The organism is Streptomyces callyspongiae (assembly GCF_047200695.1).
In the GTDB taxonomy this organism is placed as follows: Bacteria; Actinomycetota; Actinomycetes; order Streptomycetales; family Streptomycetaceae; genus Streptomyces.
The window spans coordinates 1-24,103 of the sequence record NZ_JBJZOM010000015.1 but is presented as its reverse complement, the minus strand read 5'-3'; the positions used below and the strand labels follow the sequence as shown (position 1 = coordinate 24,103).

General features: G+C 71.0%; 26 protein-coding genes. 16 read left to right on the top strand and 10 right to left on the bottom strand.

The genetic code is table 11. The features are described from left to right. Positions 1-113: 113 nt before the first annotated feature. The 4 genes from pstS to pstB all read left to right on the top strand — a co-directional run bounded on the left by pstS (position 114) and on the right by pstB (position 4,387). Complete coding sequence (pstS, locus tag ACL06G_RS15805; RefSeq protein WP_412786261.1) at positions 114-1,232, top strand: phosphate ABC transporter substrate-binding protein PstS; 1,119 nt, start codon at positions 114-116, stop codon at positions 1,230-1,232. 215 nt (positions 1,233-1,447) lie between these two features. Beyond that, complete coding sequence (pstC, locus tag ACL06G_RS15800; RefSeq protein ID WP_412786262.1) at positions 1,448-2,464, top strand: phosphate ABC transporter permease subunit PstC; 1,017 nt, start codon at positions 1,448-1,450, stop codon at positions 2,462-2,464. After that, positions 2,461-3,540: a phosphate ABC transporter permease PstA gene (gene pstA, locus ACL06G_RS15795; protein ID WP_412786263.1), complete on the top strand. Its 1,080-nt coding sequence runs from the start codon at positions 2,461-2,463 to the stop codon at positions 3,538-3,540. Before pstC ends, pstA begins: the two co-directional genes overlap by 4 nt. Before the next feature lie 70 nt (positions 3,541-3,610). Continuing rightward, the gene (gene pstB, locus ACL06G_RS15790; RefSeq protein WP_412786264.1) at positions 3,611-4,387 is read left to right on the top strand and encodes a phosphate ABC transporter ATP-binding protein PstB; all 777 of its coding nucleotides are present in this window, start codon (positions 3,611-3,613) and stop codon (positions 4,385-4,387) included. Between the two features lie 157 nt (positions 4,388-4,544). On the opposite strand, the gene ACL06G_RS15785 is transcribed toward pstB, so the two are convergent. Then, positions 4,545-5,540: an inorganic phosphate transporter gene (locus ACL06G_RS15785; protein WP_412786265.1), complete on the bottom strand. Its 996-nt coding sequence runs from the start codon at positions 5,538-5,540 to the stop codon at positions 4,545-4,547. 6 nt (positions 5,541-5,546) lie between these two features. Beyond that, positions 5,547-6,167, bottom strand: a complete 621-nt coding sequence (locus tag ACL06G_RS15780) for a DUF47 domain-containing protein (RefSeq protein WP_412786266.1) — start codon at positions 6,165-6,167, stop codon at positions 5,547-5,549. Between the two features lie 353 nt (positions 6,168-6,520). Between ACL06G_RS15780 and ACL06G_RS15775 the strand changes: the two genes are divergently transcribed. Beyond that, on the top strand, positions 6,521-6,886 hold the full coding sequence (locus ACL06G_RS15775; RefSeq protein WP_412836188.1) for a metal-sensitive transcriptional regulator: 366 nt from the start codon (positions 6,521-6,523) through the stop codon (positions 6,884-6,886). Positions 6,887-6,920: 34 nt separating this feature from the next. On the opposite strand, the gene ACL06G_RS15770 is transcribed toward ACL06G_RS15775, so the two are convergent. The 3 genes from ACL06G_RS15770 to ACL06G_RS15760 form a co-directional block, all read right to left on the bottom strand. Beyond that, on the bottom strand, positions 6,921-7,532 hold the full coding sequence (locus tag ACL06G_RS15770; RefSeq protein WP_412786268.1) for a dihydrofolate reductase family protein: 612 nt from the start codon (positions 7,530-7,532) through the stop codon (positions 6,921-6,923). Positions 7,533-7,791: 259 nt separating this feature from the next. Continuing rightward, the gene (locus ACL06G_RS15765; protein ID WP_412786269.1) at positions 7,792-8,055 is read right to left on the bottom strand and encodes a hypothetical protein; all 264 of its coding nucleotides are present in this window, start codon (positions 8,053-8,055) and stop codon (positions 7,792-7,794) included. A gap of 114 nt (positions 8,056-8,169) precedes the next feature. Continuing rightward, on the bottom strand, positions 8,170-9,006 hold the full coding sequence (locus tag ACL06G_RS15760; protein ID WP_503167829.1) for an SCO4651 family lipoprotein: 837 nt from the start codon (positions 9,004-9,006) through the stop codon (positions 8,170-8,172). On the opposite strand from ACL06G_RS15760, the gene ACL06G_RS15755 reads away from it, so the two are divergent. Then, positions 8,957-9,310 (top strand): hypothetical protein, encoded by a 354-nt coding sequence (locus ACL06G_RS15755; RefSeq protein ID WP_412836187.1) that lies wholly within the window; start codon positions 8,957-8,959, stop codon positions 9,308-9,310. The two genes, ACL06G_RS15760 and ACL06G_RS15755, sit on opposite strands and share 50 nt — an antisense overlap. Before the next feature lie 31 nt (positions 9,311-9,341). Here ACL06G_RS15755 and ACL06G_RS15750 read toward each other — a convergent pair whose 3' ends face one another. Together ACL06G_RS15750 and ACL06G_RS15745 are read right to left on the bottom strand one after the other, a co-directional pair. After that, positions 9,342-10,070, bottom strand: coding sequence for a phosphatase PAP2 family protein (locus ACL06G_RS15750; protein ID WP_412786272.1), 729 nt, complete (start codon positions 10,068-10,070; stop codon positions 9,342-9,344). A 229-nt stretch (positions 10,071-10,299) separates the two neighbouring features. Then, on the bottom strand, positions 10,300-11,271 hold the full coding sequence (locus ACL06G_RS15745; protein ID WP_412786273.1) for a C40 family peptidase: 972 nt from the start codon (positions 11,269-11,271) through the stop codon (positions 10,300-10,302). Positions 11,272-11,376: 105 nt separating this feature from the next. On the opposite strand from ACL06G_RS15745, the gene ACL06G_RS15740 reads away from it, so the two are divergent. After that, entirely contained in the window at positions 11,377-11,685 is a 309-nt protein-coding gene (locus ACL06G_RS15740; protein WP_412786274.1) for a DUF8827 family protein, read from the top strand. A gap of 29 nt (positions 11,686-11,714) precedes the next feature. Continuing rightward, a complete protein-coding gene (locus tag ACL06G_RS15735) occupies positions 11,715-12,344 on the top strand; it encodes a 4'-phosphopantetheinyl transferase family protein (protein WP_412786275.1) in 630 nt (209 codons plus the stop codon). Between the two features lie 21 nt (positions 12,345-12,365). Here the strand turns inward: ACL06G_RS15735 and ACL06G_RS15730 are convergent, their stop codons facing one another. Beyond that, positions 12,366-13,229 (bottom strand): winged helix-turn-helix domain-containing protein, encoded by an 864-nt coding sequence (locus ACL06G_RS15730; protein ID WP_412786276.1) that lies wholly within the window; start codon positions 13,227-13,229, stop codon positions 12,366-12,368. 282 nt (positions 13,230-13,511) lie between these two features. On the opposite strand from ACL06G_RS15730, the gene ACL06G_RS15725 reads away from it, so the two are divergent. Together ACL06G_RS15725 and ACL06G_RS15720 are read left to right on the top strand one after the other, a co-directional pair. Then, on the top strand, positions 13,512-13,766 hold the full coding sequence (locus tag ACL06G_RS15725; RefSeq protein ID WP_412786277.1) for a hypothetical protein: 255 nt from the start codon (positions 13,512-13,514) through the stop codon (positions 13,764-13,766). Positions 13,767-14,027: 261 nt separating this feature from the next. Then, positions 14,028-14,858, top strand: a complete 831-nt coding sequence (locus tag ACL06G_RS15720; RefSeq protein ID WP_412836186.1) for a maleylpyruvate isomerase N-terminal domain-containing protein — start codon at positions 14,028-14,030, stop codon at positions 14,856-14,858. Positions 14,859-15,006: 148 nt separating this feature from the next. Here the strand turns inward: ACL06G_RS15720 and ACL06G_RS15715 are convergent, their stop codons facing one another. After that, on the bottom strand, positions 15,007-15,588 hold the full coding sequence (locus ACL06G_RS15715; RefSeq protein WP_412786279.1) for a suppressor of fused domain protein: 582 nt from the start codon (positions 15,586-15,588) through the stop codon (positions 15,007-15,009). Positions 15,589-15,725: 137 nt separating this feature from the next. Between ACL06G_RS15715 and ACL06G_RS15710 the strand changes: the two genes are divergently transcribed. The 6 genes from ACL06G_RS15710 (at position 15,726) to ACL06G_RS15685 (ending at position 23,546) form a co-directional block, all read left to right on the top strand. Then, the gene (locus tag ACL06G_RS15710; protein WP_412836185.1) at positions 15,726-16,508 is read left to right on the top strand and encodes a GNAT family N-acetyltransferase; all 783 of its coding nucleotides are present in this window, start codon (positions 15,726-15,728) and stop codon (positions 16,506-16,508) included. Between the two features lie 209 nt (positions 16,509-16,717). Further along, positions 16,718-17,587, top strand: coding sequence for a DUF8175 domain-containg protein (locus tag ACL06G_RS15705; RefSeq protein ID WP_412786281.1), 870 nt, complete (start codon positions 16,718-16,720; stop codon positions 17,585-17,587). After that, positions 17,577-18,926: a hypothetical protein gene (locus ACL06G_RS15700; protein ID WP_412836184.1), complete on the top strand. Its 1,350-nt coding sequence runs from the start codon at positions 17,577-17,579 to the stop codon at positions 18,924-18,926. Before ACL06G_RS15705 ends, ACL06G_RS15700 begins: the two co-directional genes overlap by 11 nt. Beyond that, positions 18,923-20,482 (top strand): SCO6880 family protein, encoded by a 1,560-nt coding sequence (locus ACL06G_RS15695; protein WP_412836183.1) that lies wholly within the window; start codon positions 18,923-18,925, stop codon positions 20,480-20,482. Before ACL06G_RS15700 ends, ACL06G_RS15695 begins: the two co-directional genes overlap by 4 nt. 17 nt (positions 20,483-20,499) lie before the next feature. Further along, a complete protein-coding gene (locus ACL06G_RS15690) occupies positions 20,500-21,927 on the top strand; it encodes an ATP-binding protein (protein WP_412786284.1) in 1,428 nt (475 codons plus the stop codon). A gap of 2 nt (positions 21,928-21,929) precedes the next feature. Beyond that, on the top strand, positions 21,930-23,546 hold the full coding sequence (locus tag ACL06G_RS15685) for a type IV secretory system conjugative DNA transfer family protein (protein ID WP_412836182.1): 1,617 nt from the start codon (positions 21,930-21,932) through the stop codon (positions 23,544-23,546). A gap of 12 nt (positions 23,547-23,558) precedes the next feature. Here ACL06G_RS15685 and ACL06G_RS15680 read toward each other — a convergent pair whose 3' ends face one another. Then, positions 23,559-24,092 (bottom strand): GNAT family N-acetyltransferase, encoded by a 534-nt coding sequence (locus tag ACL06G_RS15680; RefSeq protein WP_412836220.1) that lies wholly within the window; start codon positions 24,090-24,092, stop codon positions 23,559-23,561. Positions 24,093-24,103 lie beyond the last annotated feature (11 nt).

The following is a 24,103-nucleotide window of genomic DNA, read 5'->3' as shown; positions in this document are numbered from 1 at the left end:
AGCGTGCCGCCTGCCGACGTGCGGGCCGCGCACCTCTGCTGAACAGTCAGACGAGAGACAACCTCAGCTTGCCCTGCCCCACCGGTGAGCTTCTGGGAAGGAAGAACCCGAAAGTGATGCTTCAGCGCACGAACCGGCTCCGGTCCCTCGCCGTCGGCGCGGTCGCCGTCTCCGGTGCCCTGCTCCTGACCGCTTGCGGCACGGACCAGCAGTCCGGCCAGCAGCAGAACAGCGCCGCTCCGGGCGACGTGAAGTGCGAGGGCAAGGGCAATCTGCTGGCCTCCGGCTCCAGCGCCCAGGCGAACGCCATGGACGTCTGGATCAAGAACTACCAGTCGGCCTGCAGCAACACGAAGGTCAACTACAAGCCCACCGGCTCCGGCGCGGGCGTCCAGGAGTTCCTCCAGGGCACCACCGCCTTCGCCGGTTCCGACTCGGCCCTCTCCCCGGAGGAGATCGAGCACTCCAAGAAGGTCTGCAAGAACGGCCAGGCCGTGGATCTCCCGATGGTCGGCGGCCCGATCGCCGTCGGCTACAACCTGCCCGGCGTCGACGACCTGGTCCTCGACGCCGAGACCACCGCCAAGATCTTCGACTCGAAGATCTCCAAGTGGAACGACCCGGCGATCGAGAAGCTCAACCCGGACGCCGACCTGCCGGACACCAAGATCCAGGCGTTCCACCGCTCGGACGACTCCGGCACGACCGACAACTTCACCAAGTACCTGCACACCGCCGCTCCGGACGCCTGGGGCTACGAGCCGGCGAAGCAGTGGGCCGCGAAGGGCGGCCAGTCCGCCGACGGCTCGTCCGGCATCGCGACCAACGTGAAGCAGAACGAGGGCGCCATCGGCTACTTCGAGCTGTCCTACGCGACCGGCAACGACATCCCGACCGTCTCCCTGGACAACGGCGCCGGCAAGCCGGTCGAGGCCACCACCGCGAACGCCTCCAAGGCCATCGCCGAGGCGCAGGTCGTCGGCAAGGGCAAGGACATGGCCCTGGAGCTGAACTACACCACCGAGGCGCAGAACGCCTACCCGATGGTGCTGGTGACCTACGAGATCGCCTGCGACAAGGGCAACGACAAGGCCACCCTCGGCGCCACGAAGTCCCTGCTGTCCTACATGGCCAGCGACAGCGGCCAGAAGGCCGTCACCGACATCGACTACGCCCCGATGCCGAAGGAGATCATCACGAAGGTCCGGGACACCATCGACTCCCTCTCCTGACGCCGGACCGAGCGCCCACCGGCCTCGGCCCCGGTTCCGACCGCACGCAGCATCCTCGGCTCCCGGCCGGGAGGGGCACGCATCCAGCCCCTCCCGGCCGGACCGACGAACCCATCCGGTGCACCGCCGCCCGGGAAGACCGGCCCACCGCCTGACAGGCGGAGTGCTCGACACAGCACTGGTCCGGAACGCCCTCTCAGACCGGAGACGAACACATGGCACCTGACTCACCCTCCTCACCGGCGCCGCCGGCCGCGGACCGCGACCCGTCCGCCCTCGCGGCCCCCGAGGCCCGCAAGGCCCGGCCGCGCCCCGGAGACCGAATATTCAGCGGACTCGCCCGCGGGTCCGGCCTCACCCTGCTGCTCATCATGGCCTCGATCGCCGTCTTCCTGAGCGTGCAGGCCGTTGTCGCCCTCCAGGCGAACCACGGCAACTTCCTCACGACATTCCAGTGGAACGTCAACGCGAAGCCCCCGGTCTTCGGGATCGCGGTCCTCGCGTACGGCACGATCGTCACGTCCCTGATCGCGCTGGTCCTCGCGGTCCCGGTCTCGGTCGGCATCGCGCTGTTCATCTCGCACTACGCGCCCCGCAGGATCGCCTCGCCGATCGCGTACGTCATCGACCTGCTGGCCGCCGTCCCCTCCGTGGTGTACGGCCTGTGGGGCTTCCTCTTCCTGGTCCCCCACCTCGAGGGCCTCTACGAGTGGCTCGACGACTACTTCGCGTGGACCCGGATCTTCGAGTACTCCGGCGGGGCGCCCCGCACCCTGTTCGCGGCGGCGATCCTGCTCGCCGTCATGATCGTTCCGATCGTCACGAACGTCTCCCGCGAGGTCTTCCGGCAGTCGCCGAAGATGCAGGAGGAGGCGGCACTGGCGCTGGGGGCCACCCGCTGGGAAGTCGTCCGCACCGCGGTGCTGCCGTTCGGCCGCTCCGGCGTCATCAGCGCCGCGATGCTGGGGCTGGGCCGCGCGCTGGGCGAGACGATGGCCGTCGCCCTCGTCCTCTCCCCCAGCTTCGACATCCGGCCCAGTCTGCTGAACCCGGGCGGCGGGACGTTCGCACAGAACATCGCCGCGTCCTTCGAGGAGGCGTCCCCGGCGGGCGTGGGGCGTGAGGCGCTCATCGCCTCCGGCCTCGTGCTCTTCCTCATCACCCTGCTGGTGAACGGACTCGCCCGCATGATCATCGCCCGCCGCAAGGAGTACTCGGGGGCCACCGCATGAGCAACCCGACCACCATGGAGAAGCCGACCCGCGAGGCACCGGTGCAGCCCACGACGCTGCGCCGCCCCCGGCTGCCGCGCTGGGCACCGGCCGCGCTGGCGGCCGGTTCCGCCGCGGCGGGAAGCGGCATCGGCATCGCGTTCGGCCTGACGAGCCACATCCAGTGGGGACTGATGGCCGCCCTGCTGTTCGTCGTGGCCACCTTCACCCTCACCTCCGCCGTGGAGGGCAGCCGGCAGGCACGTGACCGGCTCGCCACCAGCCTGGTGTGGGTGTGCTTCCTCATCGCGCTGCTCCCGCTGCTCTCCCTGCTGTGGGAGACGGTGGTGCGCGGCTCGAAGGTGATGGACGGCTACTTCCTCACCCACTCGATGCAGGGCGTCATCACGCTCAAGCCGGGCGGCGGCGCCTACCACGCGCTGCTGGGAACCCTGGAGCAGATCGGGCTCACCGTGCTGATGGCGACGCCGATCGGCATGCTCACCGCGATCTACCTGGTCGAGTACGGGAAGGGCCGGCTCGCCAAGGCGGTGACGTTCTTCGTCGACGTCATGACCGGCATCCCCTCGATCGTCGCCGGCCTGTTCATCCTGTCCTTCTGGATCCTCATCCTGGACTTCGGCTACTCGGGCTTCGCCGGCGCGCTGGCGCTGACGATCCTGATGCTGCCGATCGTGGTCCGTTCCACGGAGGAGATGCTCAAGCTCGTCCCGAACGAGCTGCGCGAGGCGTCGCTGGCCCTCGGCGTCCCCAAGTGGCTGACCATCGTCAAGGTGGTGATCCCGACCGCGATCGGCGGCATCACCACCGGCGTGATGCTCGCCATCGCGCGGGTCGCGGGAGAGACGGCGCCGATCCTTCTTCTGGTCTTCGGCTCCACGTCGATCAACGGAAACCCCTTCGAGGGCCCGCAGTCATCTCTGCCGTACTACGTGTACCAGCAGTGGTCCTTGGGCAACGAGGCCTCCTACGACCGCGCCTGGGCCGCCGCGCTGCTGCTGATCGCCATCATCATGATGCTGAACCTGGCTGCGCGTGCCGTGGCCCGCTGGAAGGCCCCCAAGACCGCCCACTGACGCCGGGCTCCTGCCCGGCACACAGGCTTCCGGGGCCGAGGGTCCCGGCGACGCAGAAGGAAGTACTCCCATGGCCAAGCGCATCGACGTCAGCGGCCTCTCCGCGTTCTACGGCTCGCACCGGGCCATCGACGACATCTCCATGAGCGTCGAACCCCGCTCCGTGACGGCCTTCATCGGCCCGTCCGGCTGCGGCAAGTCCACCTTCCTCCGCACCCTGAACCGGATGCACGAGGTCACCCCCGGCGGTCGCGTCGAGGGCAAGGTGCTGCTGGACGACGAGGACCTCTACAGCCCCGGTGTGGACCCGGTGTCGGTCCGCCGCACCGTCGGCATGGTCTTCCAGCGCCCGAACCCGTTCCCGACGATGTCCATCTACGACAACGTCGCGGCCGGCCTGAAGCTGAACGGCGGGGCGAAGAAGTCCGAGCTGGACGACGTGGTCGAGAAGTCCCTGAAGGGCGCGAACCTCTGGAGTGAGGTGAAGGACCGCCTGAACAAGCCCGGATCCGGCCTCTCCGGCGGTCAGCAGCAGCGGCTGTGCATCGCCCGGGCCATCGCGGTGGAGCCGCAGGTGCTGCTGATGGACGAGCCCTGCTCGGCCCTCGACCCCATCTCGACCCTGGCGATCGAGGACCTGGTCGGCGAGCTGAAGTCGCAGTACACGATCGTGATCGTGACGCACAACATGCAGCAGGCCGCCCGCGTCTCGGACCGCACCGCCTTCTTCAACCTCGCGGCGGTCGGCGAGCCCGGCAGGCTCGTCGAGATCGACGACACCGAGCGCATCTTCTCCAACCCGACGGTGCAGGCCACCGAGGACTACATCTCCGGCCGCTTCGGCTGACCTACTCCGACGGCAGCCCCGCCGCAGGCGGAGCCGTCGCCGGTCGACCCCGCGGTGCTGCATGGCGGTGCCGCCGCGGGGCCTGCGGGCCCGTGCATGACCTCATGTGCGGGCCCGCGCCCTTTCCCGGGTCCGTGCGCCGGGCGGGCGGTGCAGCTCAGCCGGCCAGCGCCAGAAGCCCGTAGCAGAGCGCCGCGACGGCCGCGGCGGCCGGCATGGTGACGAACCAGCCGGTGACGATGTTCTTCGCCACGTCCCACCGGACGGCGGAGAGCCGCTTCGTCGAGCCCACGCCCATGATCGCCGAGGTGGTGACGTGCGTCGTGGAGATCGGCGCGTTGAAGAGGAACGACGCCGTGTACATCACGGACGACGCCGTCGCCTCGGCCGCGAACCCCTGCGGCGGGTCCAGCTCGATGATCCGCCGCCCCAGCGTGCGCATGATCCGCCACCCGCCCGCGTAGGTGCCCAATGAGAGCATGAGCGCGCTGGAGATCTTGACCCACAGCGGGATGCCGTTGTGGTCCTGGACGTCGGCGATGGTGAGCGCCATCACCACCACGCCCATGGTCTTCTGCGCGTCCTGGATACCGTGGCCGAGGGCCATGCCCGCGGCGGAGACGGTCTGCGCCATGCGGAAGCCGCGCTTCGCCCGCTGCGGGGTCGTGCGCCGGAACAGCCACAGCAGCGCGAGCATCACCGCGTAGCCCAGCAGCATGCCCACGAGCGGTGAGAGGAACATCGGGACGACGATCTTCCAGAGGACGCCCGTCCAGTAGACGGCGATCCCGCCGGCCAGCGCGGCACCGGCCAGACCGCCGATGAGGGCGTGGCTGGAGGACGAGGGCAGCCCGAAGTACCAGGTGATCAGGTTCCACACGATCGCGCCGGTGAGCGCGGCGAAGAGGATCGCCATGCCGCCGGAGTCACCGTCCGGCGTCTCGATGACGCCTTCGCTGACCGTCTTGGCGACACCACTGCCCAGGAAGGCTCCCGCCAGGTTCATCACCGCGGCCATCACCAGCGCGGCCCGGGGCGTGAGGGCACGCGTGGACACCGACGTGGCGATCGCGTTCGCCGAGTCGTGGAATCCGTTGGTGTAGGTGAAGAAGAACGCGACCCCGATGGTCACGACGAGAGCAAAGGTGTCCACGGCCGGTCAGGACTCCTTGACCGCGATGGTCTCGACCGTGTTCGCGACGTGCTCGAAGGCGTCCGCCGCCTCCTCCAGCACGTCGACGACCTGCTTGAGCTTCATGACCTCGATCGCGTCGTACTTGCCGTTGAACAGGTGGGCCAGGAGCTTGCGGTGGATGCGGTCGGCCTGGTTCTCCAGCCGGTTGACCTCGATCCAGTACTCGGTGAGGTTGTCCATCGTCCGCAGGTGGGGCATGGCGTCGGCGGTCAGGACCGCGGCGCGCGACAGGACCTCGATCTGCTGTTCGACGCCCTGGGGGAGCTGCTCGATCTCGTACAGCACGACGAGATCGACGGCCTCCTCCATGAAGTCCATGATGTCGTCGAGCGACGAGGCCAGTTTGTAGATGTCCTCACGGTCGAAGGGCGTGATGAAGGAGGAGTTCAGCTGGTGGAAGATCGCGTGCGTCGCGTCGTCCCCGGCGTGCTCCGCGGCCCGCATCCGCTCTGCGATCTCGGTACGCGCGGAGGAATCCGCCCCGAGCAGTTCCATCAGGAGTTTCGAGCCGGTCACGATATTGTCCGCCGATGCGGCGAACATGTCGTAGAAGCTCGTCTCCCGTGGGGTCAGACGAAAGCGCACTGGGTGTCCTCAATGTGAACGGTCTCGGACCCGACGATGCTAGATGAGCACGTCCGATGTCACTCCCCCTGGGTCCGACTGTCCGGAATATCACCCTGGAAGGAATGCTGCGCGGTCGCCCGGTCACGCACCGGAACGGGCGCCCCGCCCCGGCCTGCCGGTCTCATCGCCGGGCACTCCGTCGGGCCGCGGCACATCGGCCCCAGTCTTCCCCATCGCCGCGGTCACCGACACCCGTCGCGCTGCGCGGTGGATTACGCTATACCCGCAGGGGGTATGCACGTCCGGGTGCGCGCGCCGCCCCCGCCCGGCGAACAGCCCGGCGCCCGATTCCGTCCGCCCGGGAGGACTCCATGTCGACGGCCGACCCCGCCTCCGGGCCCGCGCCCGAGACCGGCGGCGCCGAGCCCTGCGCCGCCCACGAAGCAACCGGCGAACACGGCTACACACCTCACAAAGACGCACACCTGCGTCGGCTGCGGCGCATCGAGGGACAGATCCGCGGCCTGCAACGCATGGTCGAGGAGGACGTCTACTGCATCGACATCCTCACCCAGGTCTCGGCCTCCACGAAGGCACTGCAGTCCTTCGCACTGCAGCTGCTGGAGGAGCATCTGCGCCACTGCGTGGCCCATGCCGCCGCGCACCAGGGCAGCGCCGAGACCGACACCAAGGTCGAGGAGGCCACCGCCGCGGTGGCACGGCTGCTCCGCACCTAGCGGGTAGTCCCCCGGTGCCGGTGGCACCGGGGACCTACGTGTCGGCCCCATACGTCCCGTACTCCGGACGCCCCGCCGATGTGAAGGTGTGCACCGAGAGGCCTCCCGGGGTCGTCTCGTGGCTGACGAGCCGGAGACCGGCCGGTGCACCGCCGTCCGGGAAGAGGCGTCGGCCCTTGCCCACCACGACCGGGGCGATCACGAGACGCAAGGTGTCGATCAACCCGGCGGCCAGCAGGGACTGGGCCAACTCGGCACTACCGTGGATCTGCAGTTCCCGGCCGGGCTGCCGCTTCAGTTCGGCGACCCGGGTGGGGATGTCGCCGGAAAGGATCGTGGACGGGTTCCACTCGGCCTTGGTGAGGCTGCGGGAAACCACATATTTCGGCAGACCGTTCAAGATGTCGGCGGAGGGGTGGTCGGTCATCGTCGGCCAATCCCGCGCGAAGTTCTGGTAAGTGCGGCGACCGAACAGGAACGCGTCCGCCTCACCGAGCCAGACACCGGCCAGCCGGTCAAACTCCTCATCCAGGTGCGGCACGAACCAGCCACCCCGCGTGAAACCGTCACTGGTGTCCTCGTCCGGAGACCCCGGGCCCTGGGACACCCCGTCGAGCGTCAGGAACTCCTGCAGAACCAGTTTCACCGAACCGCCACCTTCTCTTCGACCGCCACGGCCCATTCCGCTTCTACCGGCGCGGGAGACGGCTCGCTCCCACTCGTCGCACGTCGTGGCCCGAGAAATCCTTGCCGGCCACGCCGGTCTGCGCACGCCGTCGAAACATGCGCAACCGATGACCCACAGGAGTGCGTTGCCACCTACCTGTGGACGTCACACCCATCCCATCCGAATCGATCACCGGACGTACTGTTCGGATCACTGACTCGGCCTGATCCGAATCGTCCTAGCGCTCCACCCCGAGCTCCGCACCGGACGGCTCCCCACCACCGCACCCGAGGCGGCGGCGCTGCCGCGGCACGTTCGGGGCCTGCACGCGCAGCACCTCGTCGATGCGTGCCGCGCTCAACCGTTCGGACGCCTCCGTCGACGCCGCGATCATGAGTTCGCAGCAGAGTTCTATCTCGTCGAGCGCCACCCGGTCGTGGACCAACGCGCGGGAAGCGTCACAGGCACTGTCCGGCAGCTGACCGGAAACGGACGCAGGCACACCACACCACCTCCACGGCTCCGCGACCGGAGCACACCCGCGACGACCGACTCGCGACTTCAAGACTAGGGAAGCGACACGGTCCGGCGCATGACACGTACGAACCATTCGCCGCTACGGCGTGGCGATCCGGCCGGTGTAGATGTCCTCCGGCGCGGGCATCGACACGGCCACCGGCACCCCGAAGTCGTACATCTCCGTCACGGACGTCGCGGAGACCGGGGCGAAGCGGTGCTGCACCCGGCGCAGCCGCCCCTCGTCGTCGAACCAGGCATCGAAGCGGAACGACTTCGGGCCGAAGGTCGCTGCCGCGGCCGCGAACCGGGCCGCCGGCTCCCCCTCCGAAGGGCCCGCGGCGCGCGCCACCGCGCCGAGATCGCCCGTGCCGTGGAAGCGCCGCAGCAACACGCCGTCCACCCGCTCCCGCCCCTCGTACCGGACGTCGACCGCGCCGCGCAGCAGCTCGGCCGCGCTCAGCGGGTCGGTGGCGCCGTTCGTCAGCAGGTTGCCGTCCGGCAGCGTCGTCACGTCCAGGCGGACCCACTTGTCCGCGGGAACCCCCGCACCGCGGTTGCGCATGTGGAGCACGCCCGGGCTGAACACCTCGACGATGGGCGCCGTGTCGCCGGCGCCGCCGTGCTCCGTGTCCGGAGGGGTCACGGTGAGGGTGCCGCGCTGACGCGCGTAGTCGAATCGGCCCCGCCCGGTGATGGTCACCCGGGTACCCCCGGACGTGGTCCGCAGGGTGGTGCGCACTCGCGACGTCCCGGCGGCGGTGAGCCGCTCCGCGGCCCGGCGTACGTACGCCGGGCCGGTGGTGCCGGGCTTGTCGTCGGCCGCGGCGCCCTGTTCGGCACAGCCGCTGCACGCGGCGACCGCGAGGGTCCCGAGCACCCCCGCGGTGACTCTCACGACTGCCGCTCTCCTCCGTGCACGCCGCCGCGACACCATCGTGCCCAGTCCCCCTTCGGCTGTCCTCGTCCGCTTCCTCCTGCCTCAACGAGGAACCGGGGACAACCGTCACGCCGGGGCGGAGGGCGGGGCGCCCGACGGATACGGTGAACCGGTGGACGCCGAGGAAGCAGCCGGACAGCCCCCGCATCCCTCCGGTGAGGACGGTGTGCACGAGACGGAGACCGTGGAGCTCGGGGCGTTCGCCCACGCGCGCTGCGCATGCGGCTGGCGCGGTCCGGCACGGCGGGCGCGGGACAGGGCCCGTGCGGACGCGTCCGGGCACACCGCGCGGGAGGGGTGAGAAGCGCCTCCGCCCCCGCGGTGCAGGTGGATCAGGCCGCCAGGTCGCTGTCCGGCTGGGGCCCGAACGGGCCGGTGGTCCGAGCGGTGGGTCCCCGACCGGCCGTCGCCGCGCCGCCGCCCGCTGCGCCCGGGGACGGTTCGGCGCCCGCCCAGACCAGACGGCCGGCCCTCGGCGACTGCGCCACCGCCTGCATCAGCGGGGTCAGCAACCAGAGCGCCAGCGGGGCGAGCAGCAGCGCGACGGCGGTGCCCAGGGCGAGGCCACCGATGACGTCGGTCGGGTAGTGGACCCCCATGTAGACACGGCTGAAGCCGGCGAAGACCGCGACGGCGATGCCGAGGAGTCCGTAGGTGCGGCTGACCATGAAGATGGCGACGGCGACGGCCATGGTCAGGGCCGCGTGGTCGCTGACGAAGGAGAAGTCGCTCTTGCCGCCCACGAGGACCTCGAGCCCGTCGTGGTCGACGAACGGCCTCGGTCTCTCCACCAGGTTCCGGATAGGGATGTTGACCAGCAGGGCCACCGCGGCGGCGAGGGGCGCCCAGACCAGCCCGGCCAGCGCGCCGGCGGCGGTGTCACGGTCGGGGCTCCGGCGCCGCAGCGACCACCAGGCGCAGAGGCCGAGCAGGACCACGGCCAGAACCGTGCCGTACTCGCCGACGTACTCCATCACCTGGTCCGCCCAGGTGGGTGCCCCCTGGGCCAGACCGTTGACGTCGTAGAGCAGGTCGACGTCGGGGTTGTCCCATCCAGCCATCGGTACGGCCCCTTCATGTGGTCGGTCGATCCGCAGTTGCCGCCCCGTGACCCCGTACCCCCGTGCGGTGGCGCCGGCGATAGAGGAGTGCCCATTCCGCACCGGACAACGCGCCGACTTCCGCTGCGCGTTCCGCCCTCCACCGAAAGATCACCCCGACGTTATCGAAGGGTGACCCGTTCATGCAGCTCAAGGCCAATGCCTCACTCACGGTGCTCGCCCGTGGGGGTCATCGGACCGTCGGGCGCGTGGCGCCGAAGTAGTCCGGTGTGCCGATCGGGTCGAACCTGATCTCCGCCCCGGTGTAGGGCGCGTCGATCATGAAACCGCCACCGACGTAGATGCCCACGTGGTGAATGGACCGAGGGTCCGTCAGATCGTACGCGAAGAAGACCAGGTCCCCGGGCAGCAGCTCCTCGCGCGAGGGATGCGGACCCGCGTTCCACTGGTCGTTCGCGACACGCGGCAGCTCCACCCCCACCGAGGCGTACGCCGCCTTGGTCAGGCCGGAGCAGTCGAACCGGCCGCCGTCGGCCGCGGTACCGTCACCGCCCCACAGGTACGGCGTCCCCAGCTTCTCCTGGGCGAAGTGGATGGCTCCCGCCGCCCGTTCGGACGGGTCGACGCGGCCCTGCGGGGCGGCGAAGCTCTCCTCCAGCTCGCGAATCCGCCGCACGTAGTTGCGGGTCTCCGTGTACGGCGGCACACCCCCGTGCTCGATCACCGCGTAGGCACCCGCGTTGTACGCGGCCAGCATGTTGCTCGTCGGATCGCCGGGGACGTCCTTGACGTAGCGCGCCAGCTCGCAGTCGTAGGAGGCCGCGGAAGGGATCGCGTCGGCCGGGTCCCACACGTCCCGGTCGCCGTCGCCGTCGCCGTCCACGCCGTGCGTCGCCCAGGTGCCGGGGATGAACTGGGCGATGCCCTGCGCCTGCGCACTGCTCCGCGCATCGGGCCGCCAGCCGCTCTCCTGGTACAGCTGCGCGGCGAGCAGGGCCGGGTTGATCTCGGGGCAGAGGCCGCCCCAGCGGCTCACCAAGTCCTGATAGGCCGCCGGAACAGCTCCCTTCGCCAAGGGCACCTGCCCTCCGAGCATGCCGCGCAGCCCGGAAGCGGCCACGAAAGTCCCGACGACGAGTAACGCGACGAACCCGGCCAGCAGGCCCGATCCCAGTCCCACACCCACCCACAGTTTCCGCACCCTCAAACCATCACCGGTCACCCCGGCATCCCACAAGTCGGCGTAGAGTCGGGGGGAGCGGATCCGTGGGGGATCCAACCGTGCGATCGGGGTGGTGAGTTCCACATGTTCCTGGCAGCCGACAAGGGTGACATCAGCACCATCATCGGTGGGATCGCTCCCGACTGGGGACCGTTCGGCTCCCTGGGCCAGGAGGCCCGCGTGATGGTGGAAGTGGTGATGGCGGTCGCCATCCTGCTCTGCCTCGGCATCGCCATCTGGGGAGCGGCGAAACAGCGCATCGGCGCCACCGCGCTGCGCGACACCTTCAGCGCGGAACAGGGCAAGGGGCTGATCGTCGCCGGACTCACCGGTGTCTTCATCATCGGCTCCCTCGGCACCCTGTTCACCATCGTCTACGGGATGGCGGTCTGAGTCCCGGCCGCGCCGCCGACGTCCGGTTCTTGCGCGTCACGGAACACGTGCGGGACGCGGAGGCGCACACCCGGCTGCTCGATGCCCAGGAACGCGACCGCGCCGCCGCCTTCGCCCGCCCCGCCGACCGCCACCGCTACCTCGTCGCCCACGTCGCCCTCCGCCGGCTGCTCGGCGAGCGCCTCGGCGTCCCGCCGCAGGACGTGGTGACGACACGGCAGCCCTGCCAGGGGTGCGGCGGCCCGCACGGGCGCCCCGTCGTGCCCGGCGACCCGGTCCACTTCTCGCTGTCCCACTCCGGGGACCTCGTCATGATCGCCCTCGCGGAGACCCCGGTGGGAGCCGACGTCGAGGAGGTCCCCGAACTCCGCACGGTCGACGACACCGCGGGAATGCTGCACGCCGCGGAGCACAGTGCCCTCAGCGCACTGGACGGCGCCCGGCGTCCGGCGGCGTTCGCCCGCTGCTGGACGCGCAAGGAGGCCTACCTCAAGGCCACCGGCGCCGGCCTCACCGAGGACCTCTCGGCCACCCACGTCGGCGCCGGCCCCGACCCCCAACCGCTCGCCGGTTGGCTGATCACCGACCACGCCGTCCCGCACGGCTACGCCGCCGCGACCGCGGTGCGCCGGCCCGGCGGCGGCCCGCCGGACGCCTGAGAGGCCGCCGCCGACGCCCCCTCAGCCCTCCAGCCGCAGCGGCCGCGCGACGTTCTCCCACCGCGTCTCGAACCACTGCCTGATCTGCTCGAACCGCGCGTCGTCCAACGGGCCCGTACCACCCGCCCCCCGCACCAGGGGGAACAGGCTGCCGTCGCTGTAGAGCTCCAGCACCTCCAGCGACACCCCGTCCGCGTGGTGGTACATGTGGCTGCGCCGGATCTGGTAGAAGCCGGTGAGGATCTCCGTGCCGTTGATGAGGTAGCGCTTCTCACCGGGAATCGTCGGCATGCCCCGGATCTCCACCCGCACGTCGTCCACCAGCCGCTCCTCCGCCAGCGCGGTCAACGAGTGCTCCAGCGCCCCGGCATAGGTGCGGATGACGTGCCGCAGCCGCTGCAGCGGCCGCGGATCGTCGGGGTCGTCCACGCGGCACGGGTACGGGTGACGCGCCTCGAGGTCGGGCAGCAGCACCCGCACCGCGACGGACTCCGGGCGGAACTCGCCGGCCCGGATCGCCTCGGTCTGGTTCTGCACCGCCTTGCTGAGCTGCTCGGCGGTGAGCGCCCACACGTCCAGCCGCACGTGCCGAGCCGCGAAGGCCCGCGCGATGTGGTGACCGAGCGGCTGCAGCGTGCCGCCACGCCGGGCGACGCGGGCCGCCCGGCCGGACACACCGTCCTCCACCAGGCCTTCCTCCCGCAGCACCGCCAGGGCGCTCTGGACCGTTCCGCGCCCGACGGCGTACCGACGGCGCAGACTCTGCTGCGTGGGAAGGTTCGCCTCCGGCTCGATCCGGCCGTCCAGGATCCTGGTCCGCAGGTCGGCGGCCACCTGCCGGTAGCGGGGTGTTCCCCCGACATCGTCCTCGCTCCCGGAATCCACCTGCCGAGGCTACAACTGCCGGACAGGTCCGGACAGATGGCGGCAACGACCGGTCGTCCCGACGTACGGCCCACAGTCGCCCGGCATGTGCCACCGTCCTGCCGCGGACCGGCGGTCAGGCTGCCCCGGTAGTCCTGAGATGGCGTCGGACGGCAGGGGTAGGCGCACGTGTGGGGAGTTGTGCAACCAATGGGCGGCGCTCAACGACGAGTTCCTGCCGACGAGAAAGCCATCCACTGGACTGCCCGCCCCACGGGGCGGGATCCCCCGAAGGAGGGTGCCATGGGTGCGCTGCTGCGCATGGAACTGCTCACCGAACTGCTGGCCCGGGTGGCCGTGGACCTGCTCTCCGCACTCGACGGGCAGGGCACCGCCCTGGTGCTCACCGCGGGGTTCCTGCTGCGACTGCTGCACCGCCGCGGGGACGAACCGGACCGGCAGCCCCCGCGCGCGCCGGCTCCGGGCACACCGGGCGTCGGACTCGCCTGCGTCGCCACGGTGCTGCTCGCACTGGTCCTCCTCGGCGGAATCGGCTGAGCGGGACACCGGCACCACGGCCGGGGGCATCACCGCACGTGGCAACTGCGCCGCCGGCCGGACCTCACCGGATTCCGGGCCGGGTTCCGGCCGAGAGGAAACACGGTGGTGACCGGCCGGCACCTCACGGCCGTCGAGGACGGGGACCACGTGCAGGAGTTGCCGAACGCCCCTTCCTCCGACGGCCATCCACCGCCGGGGACACGCGGACGGGCCACAATACGGATGCCGCACGGCCGGTGCCGCGTCCAGGGTCCCGGCATGACCGACGGTCCGACCTTCGCCCCCGCGCCACGTCTCGACCACGACCGGTACTGCGACGAGATCGTGGAACAGACCCGGCTGCTGCGCCGGACACTCGGCGGGACCGACCTCTCCGCCCGCGTACCGACCTGCCCGGACTGGTCGCTGCGCGAACTGGCCGTCCACGTCGGCGGGGCGCACCGCTGGGTGCACGAGATCGTCCGCACCCGCGCCACCGAGGAGGTCGCGGAGGACACCGCGCCCGGTTTCCACGGCCCGCGGGGCGGGACACCGGACGACCTGGACGCATGGCTCGCGTCCGGCGCGGAACAGCTGGCGGAAGCGCTGCGGGACGCCGGGGCGGCGGCCGAGGTGTGGACCTGGGTGCCGCAGCAGTCGTCGGGGTTCTGGGCCCGCCGCATGACCCACGAGACCGTGGTCCACCGTGCCGACGCCTCGGGAGCCGCGGCGGACACCACCACCTACCGCGTGGCGGCGGACCTCGCCGCGGACTGCATCGAGGAGTGGCTGGACCTGCTGACCCTGGCGTCCGCGGACGACCCCGGGATGCACGACCTGCGCCGCCACGCCGGACACAGCCTCCTGCTCCACGCCACGGACACACCGGAGGGCGGGTCCGGCGACGACGCCGCGTGGACGATCTCCCTCGGTCCCGCCGGCATTCGCTGGCGCCGCGCCCGCAGCTCCGCCACCGTCACGGTGCGCGGCCCCTTGACCGACGTGATGCGGGTGCTGCACCGACGGCTTCCGCCCGACGCGGGGCCGGTCGAGGTGCTGGGCGACGCCGGGCTGCTCCACTTCTGGCTCGACCGAACGCGCTGGGCCTGACCCACCGGAACGCCCGAGCCTCCTTTCCGGTCCGGGAGGACCCGCCGCACGCGCCGTCCGCCTCGCGCACTCCGGGGGAGACCTTCCACAGGCTGTGGAAGGAGCGGGAGGAGCAACCGGCGGAAGCGGGAACGGGCGCGCCGCGGCGTCATCCGCTGCGTTCCACGTCCCAGAACTCCACGCGGTCCGCACGCCACCGCTGCCACAACCGTTCCTGCCGCCCCGGGCCCTCGTCCCCCTGGGTGAGGAAGCGGATGTCCGAGGCCGTCAGCGGGAGCAGCGTCAGGTAGCGCAGCACGGTCGCACCGCCCTTGCCGGCGAACGACGACACACCGCGGAACACCGGGTGCACGCCGAAGAGCAGGCCGCGGATCTGCGTACGGGGCACCAACAGGTCGTCGCTCGCGATCAGTTGGTCCTGGACGGCGAGCGGCTTCGGTTCCGCGTCGCGCAGCAGGTACCGGGCGGCGGTGTGCACCAGGTGCAGAGCGGCGGGCTCCTGGCCGGTCTGCAGGGTGCAGATCAGCTCCACGGGTTCCGGTGATCTGACGGGCCGGTACCGCAGGCCGTTGGTCACGGCGGAGACGACCGGCAGCGGCCTCTCCTCCGGGTAGTGCAGAGTGACGCCGTAGCCGGCGTCGTCCTCTGTCGGCGTCCACCGCTTCACGGCCGGACCCACATGGCTGACGACATGCTCCGCCAGCCCGTCGAACTGATCACCCTCGCTCATGGCCGCCGACACTATCCAGTGCGCAGGGACCGGGCGTGCACCCCGGGTGCCTGCCTGTCGCGAACCCGGGCGGAGTCGGAGTTCGCCGACGAAGAAACCGGGGTCGCGGCTCGAACCCGTGGGATAGACACCACGACATGAAGGAACTGAGGGGCTGGCCGGAGGTCGAGAGGGCGGCACCCGGCGACAGCCGGATCGCGTGGGCGGCCCAGGAACGGCCGGACGGAGAGCTGGGGCCGGGAGTCAGGGCGTGGCGCCAGGGCTCGGCCGTGGTCGTGGCGAGCCCGGACCTCTCGGGCCGCGACCGGCTCGCCGTCACCGGAGAGGTGGGCGACACCACTCCCCTGGTGCGGGGCGTTCTCGACGAAGTCGGCCCGTCGTACCGCATCTTCGGCCCCTCGGAACTGGTCGACGGCTTGGTGGAGCGCATCCCGGGGCTCGGCCTGCTGGGCGAGCTCTACTGGATGGAGGCGCACCGCACGCCACGGGGGCGGGAACGGAGGACGGGCAGCCGGCCGGAAGTGGTCTGGCTGGACACTGCCGCGGAGAAGGCTGCCGAGGGGCTCTTCGACCACCACTTTCCGCGCTCCTACGCGCAACCGGGGCGACGAGGCGTGAAGCGGTGGGCGGGCATTCTCGACGACACGGACGGCAGTGGTTCCGAACGCCCGGTGGCCGTGGCGGCGGAAGCCTGGTCGAGCAGCACGTGCGGGTTCATGGCCGGGGTCGTCACCCATCCGGAGATGCGCGGGAAGGGGCTGTCCCAGGCCGTGTGCGCCTTCCTGCTGGACGCCCTGGTGAGCCGGCACGGCCGGGCCGCACTGATGGTGCACCGCCACAACGCACCGGCCGTCGGGACGTATCGGGCGCTGGGCATGACCGGACAGGCGCTCCGCGCCACCTCACTCGTGCAGGCATGACCCACCCCAGCCGCCCCACCGTTCCGGTGTGCACCCGTGACGTGTGGGAACCGTGGGGCGGAAGTGCGAACAAGGCGCAGCTCATCGGAAGAGATGCCTGCCACTGTGGAAACGGAGGACCCGCGCGAGCGTTCCGACAGCTAACGTCATGTGAGGAGACAATGCACAACAGCGGGTTGACCAGTTGAGGATGAGGGGGCACGTCCGGCATGAGCATCGGCGACGACGAGTACGACGAGCAGGGTCGTACCGTCGGCACAGGCACGTCCACGCGACGCGGCCCGGCGCGCGGCACCCGCACCCGGCTGCCCGGCGAGGACGGAGACGTCTACGGCGTCGGCAGACAGTCCTCCGGGCGCCCCGGTCGCAGCCTGCTCATGGTGGTCGGCGTCGTGGTGCTGCTCGTCGCGGCGATTGCCTTCGCCAACCGGAACGGAGCCTCCGGTCCGAACGACGAGCGATCCGGCAGCGCTTCCCCGGACACCCGTCCCACGGCCCCGACGGGCGAGCGCCCCGTGCAGGGCGCCGACGCGGCAACAGGCATACCGTCCGGTTTCGCCCACACCCGCCAGGGAGCGCAGTCCGCCGCGGCGAACTACGCCGTGGCGTTGGGCGGCGACGGGATGTTCAACCGGGACACCCGACACAGCATTGTGGATGCCGTATATGCACCCGCTTCAGCCGAGGAACTCAAAGGAAAGCAGGACAAGGCCTATTCCGAGGAGCTTCTCGACCGAATGGGCCTTGATCCTCGAGGAGCAGCTCCGGCCGGAAAGACGTTCGTCTCACGCACGGTACCGGTGGGCACGAACATTGCCTCCTACGAGGATTCCAAGGCATCGGTCTCGGTCTGGTACATGGGGTTGATCGGCATGGCAGGGGCCGAATCGCAGGACCCGGTGCGGACCACCTGGAAGACCTGGACTTTCAACCTGCAATGGGTCAACGGCGACTGGAAGATCATCGATGATGACCAGAAAGACGGGCCGGCTCCTGTTCCAGGTGATTCGGTGGCAGCCAACTCCGACGAAATCAGCCGGGCCGCAGAGGAATTCGGAGGGTTTACCTATGCCCGGTAGATCCCGGTGGCTGCTGGCCGTCATAGCCGGAATCGCAACAGCACAGGCTGCAGCTCATCCGGTCGCCGCGGCCCCGACCCCGAGCCCTTCGGAAGACCCCTGCGACCTCCTCATCGGGCCCGCAAGGGAACACTGCACCGGCGGTGCCGCCGGGGGCAGTGGTGGGGGAGGAGGTGGAGGCGCACGGGGGCTCGACGCCGGCGTGCTCGACCCCCTCTCGTCCCTCGCGAGGGGCTGCGCCGAGGCGGCCTCCTGGACGATCCGTGAACTGTCGCAGCTCGTCAACGAGACGACCAGGGTCGACTTCACGAACCCGGCGTTCCTGCGCCAGTACGCCGTCGTGTTCGCCGCGTCGACCGTCCTCACGCTGGTGCTGTGGCTGTTGGCCGTCGCAAAGCGGGCCGTCAGGGGTGTCCCGCTCATGCAGGCGCTCACCGAGGCCGTCGGATTCCTGTGGCTCGTGGTGCTCGCGTCGGCCTTCACCCCACTGATCCTGTACACCGTGGTCACGGCGACGGACTCCGTGACGGAAGCGATCTCGTCCGGCACCCGCGGCCGGACCGACGCGTTCTTCGGCACGTTCGCCGACGCGCTGGAGCAGGGCGACGACATCGGCGGCGGGCCCATCATGCTGATCGTCGTCTCGCTGATCTCGATCCTCGCCGCGGGGGTTCTCTATCTGGAACTGGTCGTCCGGGCCGCGCTGCTCTACATCGGCGCGCTCCTCGGTACCGCCGTCTACGCCGGGCTGGTGGACAAGGATCTGTGGGGCCACGTACGCCGCTGGGCCGGAATCATGATCGCGGTGATCCTGGTGAAGCCGGTCATCATGGTCGTGCTGAGTCTTGCCGGTGCCCTCGCCGGAGACCAGGGCCCGAACGCGTTCTCCGCGATCGTCTCCGGCCTGGCGATCATTCTGCTCGCCATCTTCGCCTCCGCGATGATCTACCGCTTCGTCCCCGGGTTCGGGGACGAGATCGTGAGCCACCGGAACGCCAGTCAGGACGCCGCGTCCCGTTCGGCCGCCGCCGTCGTCGCCTCGCCCGCCACCATGCTGCGGCAGGGCATCACCACGCACGGTGCCCGCGGTGGAGGGGGCGCCGGGGCCGACGACGCCGGGCGGAGCGGTTCGGGAGGGGGCCGACCGGCCAATCCGGCCGCCGGTGGTGTCGCCGCGCACAGCACGCGCGACGGCGACTCCGGCGGCGGCAGCGCCGCACCCGCGCCCGGCAGGTCCGCCGCCGATCCCGTCCGTACCCCGCACAGCAGCCGCGCCGCGGGCGCGGGCAAGGCCGGTTCCACCGGCGGATCGAATCGTTCCGGAGGTGATGGCCGATGACGACCCCCTCCCAGACCGTCGCGCCGCGCCGCACGTACATGATCGGGCGGGCGCGGCCCAACGCAGTCGTCGGGAAGAACCGGGAGACCGGCGAGATCGCGCTCATCGTCGTCGGCGCGTTCCTCGGCATGATGAGCGGACTGCTGGTCCCGACACTGTCGGCGCGGATCCCGGCACTCGTCGGCTTTCCTCTGCTCGCCCTGGCCGCCGTCTACGTGCCCTACCGCGGCCGCACGATGTACAGGTGGTTCGAGATCGACCGTTCGTACCGGCGCCTGCTGCGCAGCGGCGCCACCTACCGTTCCGGGGCGGTCGAGGCCGGCACCCGGCTGGACGGGACCGAGACGGATGTGGTGCCCCCTCCCGGCGTCGGCCGGATCACTTGGCTCGCGGCCCCGTTCGGTCCCGACGAGCTGGCGGTGCTGCTGCACGCCGACCGGCGGACCGTCACCGCCGCCATCGAGATCGAGGGCCCCGGCGTCGGACTGCGGGACAGCGAGGACCAGGAGGCCCTCGTCGACCGGTTCGGCGTCCTGCTCAAGCACGTCGCCAACGGCGACGGTTTCGTGACGCGGCTGCAGATGCTCGCCCGTACGCTTCCCGCCGACCCGGACGCGCACGCGAAGGACGTGGCGGTGCGCGGCGACACCCGGGCGGCACCCTGGCTCCAGGAGTCCTACGAGGAACTCCAGTCCATGGTCTCCACCTCCAGCGAGCAGCACCGGGCCTACCTGGTGGCCTGCATGCACTACGGCCGGGACCTGGCGGCGGAGAGCGCCGCCATTGCGAAGGCCGCGCGCGCCTCGGACGCCGGCGGCGGGCGCCGCATGACGAAGGACGAGGGCCTCGCCGTCGTCATGGCGCGGGAACTCACCGACATCTGCGCCCGCCTGGCCGAGGCGGACATCCGGGTGCGCCAGCCCCTCGGGCAGGCGCGGCTCGCCTCGCTCGTGCACTCGATGTACGACCCGGACCACCCCGTCGACCACATCCAGGCCATGTCCAAGCGGAACGCCTGGCCCGCGGAACTGGACGCCCGGGAACCGACGTACATGACGGCCAAGACCCGGGAGGCGCCGACGCGCGCCCCCTGGTGCCACGCCACTGCCTGGGTGAAGGAATGGCCGATGACCCCGGTCGGGGTCAATTTCCTGGCCCCGCTCCTGGTCCACACCCCGGACGTCATCCGCACCGTCGCGGTGGTGATGGACCTGGAACCGACGGAACTGGCCATCGAGCGCATGCTCACGGAGAAGACCAACGACGCCGCCGACGCGAGCCGCGCGGCGAAGATGAACCGCACGGTCGACCCGCGGGACGTCGCCGCGCAGGGCCGCGTGGACCAGCGCGGCGACGACCTCGCCAGCGGCGCCGCCGGTGTCAACCTGGTCGGGTACATCACGGTCTCGTCGCGTACGCCCGACGCGTTGGCGCGGGACCGGCGCACGATCCGCGCCTCGGCCGGCAAGTCCTACCTGAAGCTGGAATGGTGCGACCGGGAGCACCACCGGGCGTTCGTCAACACGCTGCCGTTCGCCACCGGCATCCGGCGCTGAGGACTGGGGGATTCCCTGTGGCACGCGATCTGCTGAGCGCCCTCACCGAGGGCTTCACCAGCTTCCTGTTCGGAAGGACAGAGACGACGCGCCTTCCGGTCCGCACCTCCACGGGCCAGGCTCAGGCGGTCTACCTGCCCACGGCAGCCCCCGGGCTGGGGGACTCCGGCGTCATCATCGGGCGCGAGGTCTACAGCGGCAAGGGCTACATCTACGACCCGTTCCAGCTGTACGGACAGCAACTGCCCGCCCCCCACTGGCTGGTGCTGGGCGAGTCCGGCAACGGCAAATCGGCGCTGGAGAAGACGTACGTGCTGCGTCAGCTCCGGTTCCGGGACCGACAGGTCGTGGTCCTGGACGCGCAGGGCGAGGACGGTGTCGGCGAATGGAACCTCATCGCCGAGGAGATGGGCATCACTCCCATCCGCCTCGATCCCACGGCGGCGCTCGACCAGGGCATACGCCTCAACCCGCTGGACCCGGCCATCACCACCACCGGCCAGCTCGCGCTGCTGCGCACCATCATCGAGGTGGCCCTGGGACACGGTCTCGACGAACGCTCGGGGTTCGCGCTGAAGGTGGCCCACTCCTACGTGAACGCCACCGTCGCGGACCGCCAGCCGGTGCTCACCGACATCGTCGAGCAACTGCGGCACCCCGAACCGGAGTCGGCCCGGGCCATGAACGTCGCCCTGGACGACGTGCGTGCCTGGGGTCTGGATGTCGCGCTCGTCCTGGACCGGCTCGTCGACGGCGATCTCCGCGGCATGTTCGACGGCCCCACCACGGTCGGCATCGACCTGGAGGCGCCCCTCATCGTCTTCGACCTGTCGCACATCGACCGCAACTCCATCGCCATGCCGATCCTCATGGCGATCGTCGGCGTGTGGCTGGAGCACACCTGGATCCGGCCGGACCGGAGGAAGCGGATCTTCCTGGTGGAGGAGGCCTGGCACATCATCAACAGCCCGTTCGTCGCTCAACTCTTCCAGCGGCTCCTCAAGTTCGGGCGACGGCTGGGGCTGTCGTTCGTGGCCGTGGTGCACCACCTCTCGGACATCGTGGACGGGGCAGCGGCGAAGGAGGCCGCGGCCATCCTCAAGATGGCCTCGACACGCACCGTCTACGCCCAGAAGGCGGACGAGGCACGCGCGACCGGCCAGGTACTCGGCCTCCCGCGGTGGGCCGTCGAGATCATTCCGACGCTGTCCCCGGGGATCGCGGTCTGGGACGTCAACGGCAACGTGCAGGTGGTGAAGCACCTGGTGACGGAGACCGAGCGGCCGCTGGTCTTCACGGACCGGGCGATGACGGAGCACTCGTCGCCGCAGTCCGCATCCGAGGCGCTGGAGGCCGAGTTGGAGGCGGAGGCGGAGGCCCGGGCGGCGGCCATGGACGGTGCGCCCGGCCGGGGCGGTTCCGGCCCGGCGTCCGGGGTGGCCTGACCGTGACACCGTACGAACGGGGTTCCGGGGGCGACCGGTGGGGCACCGGCGGCGAGCGCCGGGAGGGCAACCGGGGCGTCCCGGACGGCATGCTGGTGGGAGCCCTTGCCCTGGTGCTGGCGGCGGCGGGCCTGGTCTGGTCGGCGACCGGGCTGTCGGCCCTGCTGGGCCACGGCCACTGGCCCGACGGTCTGAGCTTCTCCCGCACTCCCCTGGCGCTGAGGCACCTCGCCACCGATCCGCGGGACGTCGCCGGCGCGTGGCCGGACGTCCCGGCGGGGCAGCTGTCCGGCCTCGGCCTCTTCTGGGGTGTGTTCATCGGCCAGCTGATGGTGCTGCTGGTGCTCGCCGTCTTCGTGATCGGCACTGTGACACGTGGGCGTGCGGTACGTGCCTCCCGCCGGGAGAAGCAGAACGCGACACTCGACTCCGGCCCGTCCGGCACGGGCACCCCGGCCGGTGCTCCCGCCGTCGGGCCGGACGCAGCCGGTCCGGGTGCGGGCCCGCCTGCCGCAGGACCGAGCCCCCGGGAGAAGGACTTCCACGAAGCCGACGAAGCCCGGCAGCCTCCCCAGCGGCCGGAGACCGCCTCGCCCGGCCTGCTGCCGCCCGTCCCACCCGTGGTGCTCCCGCAGCACAACGCCCGCACACACGCGGACCCGCCGAGCGGCATCCCACCGCAGCCGTCCACACCTTCCTCGTCCGGGCTGCTCGTGGCTCCGGAGGACGGAGCCGTCGCCGAGGCCGCCCACGCCGCTCCGGGCCCGCTCGTCGTGGTCACGGCGAACCCCGGCCTGTGGTCCCGCACCGCAGCGGCACGCGCGGAACGGGGCCCGGTGCACGTCTACGACCCCGAACAGCGCACGGACTGCCCGGTGCGGCTGCGGTGGGCGCCGCATCACGGCTGCGCCGACATGGCGACCGCCCGCACGCGGGCCGCCGCGCTGCTCGCTCCTGTCCGGCGTCCGGCGATGAGCGAGGAGGCCGTCCACGACACGGCCCGAACGCTGCTCCGCTGCTGGCTGCACGCGGCGGCCGTCGCCCGCGAACCGTTCCGTCAGGTGCACCGCTGGGCGCTCGGCGGCTCCTGCAAGGACGCCGTCCGCGTGCTGCGCACCGACCCGGGCGCCACGGCGGGTGCGGCGGGCGAACTCGAGGCCGCCCTCACGGGACACCCGGAGAGGAGGGAAGCCGCCACGGAACGCATCCGCAGGGCGCTGACCTGCCTCTCCACGCTGCACGTGCGGAACGCGTGCACTGCGTCCCGAACCGATCGCCTCGCGTGGGAATCGTTCGCCCCGGAAGGGGGAAGTCTCTACATCGTGGGCGCGTCCGTGGAGGCTCCGTACCGCGGGGACCCGGGCGTGACGCCTCTGCTGACGGCGCTCACCTCAGCCGTGGTCGGGCACGGCCGCCGCATGGCCGCACGGTCATCCTCCGGCCGGCTCGACCCACCAATCACTCTCGTGCTGGACCAGCCGGCCACCGTCGCGCCGCTCCCGGAACTTCCGTCGCTGCTCGCCGAGGGTGAGGAGGCCGGCCTGGTGACACACGCCGTGGTGCGCTCCGAGGAACAACTCCGCACCTGGTGGCCGGGCCTGGCCGACCGGATGCACTGACCGGAGCGGAACTCAGCGGTCGGCCGACGGTCCGCCCCCGCCGGGACGCTCGAACGTCATCTCCCATTCGAGAGCGCCCGGGTGCACGGGATCGGCCCTGGAGGAGCCGGTGCGGACGAAGCCGTACCGCCGGTAGAAGGCCTCCGCCCGCGGATTGCCCTCGTGCACGTCGAGACGCATCCGCGCCACGTCGGAGCGGGCCCACGACCACTTCTGCGCGGCGTCGAACAGCTGCTGCGCGAGACCGCTGCCGCGGTGTTCGGGGCGCACGTACACCGCCACCACATTCGCTTCCCCGTCCTCCACGAACACGGTCAGCATGCCCGCCCAGGAACCGTCCGCGAGTTCGCCGACGAGCGTGGTGATGGGGCGTCCGTTCCGGGCCTCGCCGGCGCGCTTGCGCCAGAACAGCGGGGCCCGTGCGGCGGCACGGTCGTACGTCTCGGTGAAGGCGACGGGCGCCACTGGATCCGCGAGTGCGGCAAGCCGCAGGTCCCGCAGTTCCCGCCAGTCCTCCGCCTTCGCCTCCCGGATTCCGTACGTCATGTGCCCATGGT

Coding starts and splice junctions, on each gene's coding strand:
- pstC (WP_412786262.1), top strand. CDS start 1,448: ATGGCACCTGACTCACCCTCCTCACCGGCGCCGCCGGCCGCGGACCGC.
- pstA (WP_412786263.1), top strand. CDS start 2,461: ATGAGCAACCCGACCACCATGGAGAAGCCGACCCGCGAGGCACCGGTG.
- pstB (WP_412786264.1), top strand. CDS start 3,611: ATGGCCAAGCGCATCGACGTCAGCGGCCTCTCCGCGTTCTACGGCTCG.
- ACL06G_RS15775 (WP_412836188.1), top strand. CDS start 6,521: ATGTCGACGGCCGACCCCGCCTCCGGGCCCGCGCCCGAGACCGGCGGC.
- ACL06G_RS15760 (WP_503167829.1), bottom strand. CDS start 9,006: ATGGTGTCGCGGCGGCGTGCACGGAGGAGAGCGGCAGTCGTGAGAGTC.
- ACL06G_RS15750 (WP_412786272.1), bottom strand. CDS start 10,070: ATGGCTGGATGGGACAACCCCGACGTCGACCTGCTCTACGACGTCAAC.
- ACL06G_RS15740 (WP_412786274.1), top strand. CDS start 11,377: ATGTTCCTGGCAGCCGACAAGGGTGACATCAGCACCATCATCGGTGGG.
- ACL06G_RS15725 (WP_412786277.1), top strand. CDS start 13,512: ATGGGTGCGCTGCTGCGCATGGAACTGCTCACCGAACTGCTGGCCCGG.
- ACL06G_RS15720 (WP_412836186.1), top strand. CDS start 14,028: ATGACCGACGGTCCGACCTTCGCCCCCGCGCCACGTCTCGACCACGAC.
- ACL06G_RS15715 (WP_412786279.1), bottom strand. CDS start 15,588: ATGAGCGAGGGTGATCAGTTCGACGGGCTGGCGGAGCATGTCGTCAGC.
- ACL06G_RS15710 (WP_412836185.1), top strand. CDS start 15,726: ATGAAGGAACTGAGGGGCTGGCCGGAGGTCGAGAGGGCGGCACCCGGC.
- ACL06G_RS15705 (WP_412786281.1), top strand. CDS start 16,718: ATGAGCATCGGCGACGACGAGTACGACGAGCAGGGTCGTACCGTCGGC.
- ACL06G_RS15700 (WP_412836184.1), top strand. CDS start 17,577: ATGCCCGGTAGATCCCGGTGGCTGCTGGCCGTCATAGCCGGAATCGCA.
- ACL06G_RS15695 (WP_412836183.1), top strand. CDS start 18,923: ATGACGACCCCCTCCCAGACCGTCGCGCCGCGCCGCACGTACATGATC.
- ACL06G_RS15680 (WP_412836220.1), bottom strand. CDS start 24,092: ATGACGTACGGAATCCGGGAGGCGAAGGCGGAGGACTGGCGGGAACTG.